This window comes from Sulfuricurvum sp. MLSB (genome assembly GCF_000747095.1).
Classification (GTDB): Bacteria; Campylobacterota; Campylobacteria; order Campylobacterales; family Sulfurimonadaceae; genus Sulfuricurvum.
Genome location: NZ_JQGL01000074.1, coordinates 1 through 3,622, shown reverse-complemented (window position 1 = coordinate 3,622; position 3,622 = coordinate 1). Strand labels below are relative to the sequence as shown.

The 3,622-nt window shown below is 52.5% G+C and carries 6 protein-coding genes; all 6 read right to left on the bottom strand.

From position 1 onward, the window contains the following. The coding region (gene trpB, locus JU82_RS06140; protein WP_037948099.1) for a tryptophan synthase subunit beta at window positions 1-889 on the bottom strand (889 nt) is incomplete at its 3' end. Then, window positions 889-1,437: an adenine phosphoribosyltransferase gene (gene apt, locus JU82_RS06135; RefSeq protein WP_037948096.1), complete on the bottom strand. Its 549-nt coding sequence runs from the start codon at window positions 1,435-1,437 to the stop codon at window positions 889-891. The genes trpB and apt, both read right to left, overlap by 1 nt. A 16-nt stretch (window positions 1,438-1,453) precedes the next feature. Further along, the gene (locus JU82_RS06130) at window positions 1,454-1,786 is read right to left on the bottom strand and encodes a hypothetical protein (protein ID WP_037948093.1); all 333 of its coding nucleotides are present in this window, start codon (window positions 1,784-1,786) and stop codon (window positions 1,454-1,456) included. A 3-nt stretch (window positions 1,787-1,789) separates the two neighbouring features. Beyond that, the gene (rpiB, locus tag JU82_RS06125; protein WP_037948090.1) at window positions 1,790-2,227 is read right to left on the bottom strand and encodes a ribose 5-phosphate isomerase B; all 438 of its coding nucleotides are present in this window, start codon (window positions 2,225-2,227) and stop codon (window positions 1,790-1,792) included. A gap of 8 nt (window positions 2,228-2,235) precedes the next feature. Beyond that, window positions 2,236-2,913, bottom strand: a complete 678-nt coding sequence (locus JU82_RS06120) for a site-2 protease family protein (protein WP_037948087.1) — start codon at window positions 2,911-2,913, stop codon at window positions 2,236-2,238. After that, the coding region (lepB, locus tag JU82_RS06115; protein WP_037948084.1) for a signal peptidase I at window positions 2,900-3,622 on the bottom strand (723 nt) is incomplete at its 5' end. The genes lepB and JU82_RS06120, both read right to left, overlap by 14 nt.

Sequence of the window (3,622 nt, the reverse complement as noted above, 5' to 3'; positions counted from 1 at the left end):
CATCTTGAAGAAGATAGCTCATTTGTCCGTGCAAGACACCGGGACGTCCTTTTTCGAGCGAACAGCCGTGTTTGTCGGTGTCGATTCCTAAGCCGCCCGCCTCGATTCCGATGCAGCGGACCTCTTTATCATCAAGAAAGTGCTGGAATGCTCCGATGGCGTTTGATCCTCCGCCGATGCACGCGATGACGTTATCGGGAAGGCGTCCTTCTTTTTCGAGGATCTGCGCGCGGGCTTCGCACCCGATGATCGCCTGAAAATCGCGAACCATCATCGGATAGGGATGCGGCCCCGCCACGGTTCCGATAATGTAAAACGTATCGCGTGCATGGGTTACCCAGTGGCGGATGGCATCGTTCATGGCGTCTTTGAGGGTTTTGGAACCGCTTTGTACGGCATGCACTTTGGCCCCGAGGAGTTTCATGCGAAAGACGTTCAGTTCCTGACGTTCTACGTCTTTGGCACCCATGAAGATTTCGCATTCAAGCCCCAGCAATGCGGCGATCGTTGCCGTCGCAACGCCGTGCTGCCCCGCACCCGTTTCGGCAATGACTTTCTTCTTCCCCAGCCGTTTTGCCATCAGGCCCTGAGCGATGACGTTATTGACCTTGTGGGCGCCCGTGTGGTTCAAATCTTCGCGTTTGAGATAGATCTTTGCCCCCAGCTCTTCGGAGAGGTTAGCGGCAAAATACAGCGGGCTGGGACGTCCGACGTAGTCTTTGAGATAGCCGTCTACTTCCCGCCAAAACTCCTCGTCGAAACGGATCTGTTTGTAAGCCTCTTCCAGTTCGAGCAAAGCCGGCATAAGTGTCTCGGGTACATAACGTCCGCCGAAAAGGCCGAAATGCCCTTCAACGGGATCAAAGCGGGAAGGGGAAGGGATATACATCAATCGACTCCAATAACGGTATAGACTTCAACCAGTTCGCGCAATTTTGACTGGCCGCTCAAAAAATCAAGCCCCATGATAAAACAGGCTTCGACGCATTCTGCACCGACTTTGTTGATCAGGTTCGCCGCCGCGTAAGCGGTTCCTCCGGTTGCGATCAGGTCGTCGATCAGAAGGACTTTCGGGGCATCGACTCCCGCAAAGGCGTCAATGTGGATTTCCACTTCATCCACACCGTATTCAAGCGAGTATTTTTCGGATACGGTCGTATAGGGAAGTTTCCCTGTTTTTCGGATAGGAACGAATCCGATACCGAGCATTTGCGCCAATGCCGCTCCGAAGATAAAGCCGCGTGCGTCGATGCCGGCAATATGGGTGAGATTATAGGATGCGTAACGTTCGCTTAGATGGCGCATCAAAACGGCATATGCGTCTTTGTTCGAAAGAAGGGTCGTGATGTCTTTGAAAATGATTCCCGGCTTTGGAAAATCGTGAATGTCGCGGATCGATCCGATCAAAAAAGCTTTGTCTTGCATCGTAAGTGTCATATGTGGATTCCTCTTCTTAAATCAGAGCGTCGATGCGCCCTTCGAGTTCTTTGATTTTATTCTGGAGCCGGTCGGTTTCGGCCCGGTGTTTCGAGTTGCGCTGTTTGAGTGTTTTAAGCTCATTGCGCAGGTTGCTAAGCTCTTCGCTGAGAATGTCTACATTTCCCAATGCGCGCTGCAGCTGGATTTGGTATTTACGGATCAAAAGCTCCGCTTCTTTGAGGGTGAGCTTCATCATTTCGCTGCTGCGCTGCTCTTTGACGGTAATGCTTCGAAAATAAAACATTTTGACCAGAAAGAAAAGTGCTCCCAGCGTAACGATCGTCAGTAATGACCATTCCCAAAACATCGCTTATCCTTTGATTGCCTCAAGTTTGTCGACCCGGCCGCAGTGGCGGCCTCCTTCGAATTTTCCGGCAACCCACGCATCCAGTATCGATTCGGCGACACCCTGTCCTACGATCCGCTCGCCGAAGCACAGTACGTTGGCATCGTTGTGGCCGCGGGCAACGGTGGCGGTATAAGCGTCATGGCACAACGCGGCACGGATGCCGTGAAAGCGGTTTGCGGCGATGCTCATCCCGATTCCCGAACCGCAGATCAATATCCCGTGCGCCGCAGAGTCGGCAAGGACGTTTTCGCACACTTTGACGGCGTAGTCGGGATAGTCGACCCGTTCTTTGTCGAACGGTCCGAGGTCGATGACTTCGTGTCCTTTGGAGCGAAGGTTTTCGACGGTAAAGTTTTTCAGGTCAATTCCGGCGTGGTCGGTAGCGACGTAAAATTTCATAAAACTCCCTATTTCAGCAACAGATTTAAAACGATTTCAATCGGCCAGATGACCAACGGTATTTTAAGCGGCGTAACCAATATGATGATGATAGCAATGATTCCATAAGGTTCGGCTTTGGCGAAAAATTCAGCAACGGCTCTGATCTTGTATTTGAGGGTCAGATAGCTCACAAAATGGGCGCCGTCGAAACTCGGGATAGGCAGGAGATTGAATACCGCCAAAACGACGTTGATCAGGAGCAGTTTGATAACGAACAGATACCCGAAAATATACAACAGCGTGCTGTTTTCCGTCGGTTCGGCCATCGATACAAGAAGAATCGAAGCCATCGTTGCCGCAAAAAGGTTGTAAACGATCCCTGCCAGGCTCACCTGCATCGCCGCATTGTAACCGCCGTTGCGGATGACGGTATGGGTGTTGACCGGAACCGGTTTCGCCCATCCAAACAAAAAACCGCTGGAAGCTCCCAGAAGCATCGGAAGAAAATAGGTCATCAGCGGAACGAGTATCGAACCGAACGGATCGATGTGGATGAGAGGATTGATGCTGAGCCTGCCGCTGTCTTTGGCGGTTCGGTCGCCGTATTTGTACGCGACCCAGCCGTGCATGATCTCATGCCCGATGATGGCGATGAGGAGGGCTAGAATGGCGGCGGGAATCTCCAGCAGATCAATAGAGTTCATAGTCGTCGGCGTCTTCTCGGATTCGTTCGCTTACGGCGCGTTCAAGAACCTCTTTTTGCTCAAGGTCGCTCGGGGTTTTTCCGATACGGTCCCACCGTACTTCGTAGTTGCTGTCGATGCTGAAATAGACGAACCACGGGGTCCCCTCGATCAGACCGTAAGGGACGGCTCCCCAGAAACGGCTGTCGTTGGAGTGGTCGCGGTTGTCTCCCATCATGAAAAATTCCCCTTCGGGGACTTGAACCGGGCCGAAATCGAACAGTTCGCGGGGATATAGGCCGTTGTCAACGATTTTGTCGTCGTTGTGAATACCGGGATGTTCTTTGGCATACGGGTTTCTGACCCACAATTTGCCCTGAACTTCGACAAGCTCATATCCCGCGAACGCTTTTTTCGCGTATTCGTCTCCTTCGCGCGGATGCAGGTAGAGCACTTTGTCCATCACGAAAAGCTCATCGCCGGGCAATGCGACGCAGCGTTTGACGTAGTGTAGCTGCGTGTTGTTCGGGTAGCGGAAGATGACGATATCGCCGCGCTGCGGTTCGTCTCCGTCAACGATATGACCGTCGGTTCCGGGAATCAGCGGGATTTCAAGAAACGGAAGGTGCGGCGTCGAGATACCGTACGCGAATTTTTTGGCAAACAGATGATCGCCGACAAGGAGCGAATCTTTCATCGATCCGCTGGGGATGCGGAACGCCTGCGCGAT

What these genes read in the sequence shown, in the direction of transcription:
- apt (WP_037948096.1), bottom strand. Translation starts at nt 1,437, where the DNA reads ATGACACTTACGATGCAAGACAAAGCTTTTTTGATCGGATCGATCCGC.
- JU82_RS06130 (WP_037948093.1), bottom strand. Translation starts at nt 1,786, where the DNA reads ATGTTTTGGGAATGGTCATTACTGACGATCGTTACGCTGGGAGCACTT.
- rpiB (WP_037948090.1), bottom strand. Translation starts at nt 2,227, where the DNA reads ATGAAATTTTACGTCGCTACCGACCACGCCGGAATTGACCTGAAAAAC.
- JU82_RS06120 (WP_037948087.1), bottom strand. Translation starts at nt 2,913, where the DNA reads ATGAACTCTATTGATCTGCTGGAGATTCCCGCCGCCATTCTAGCCCTC.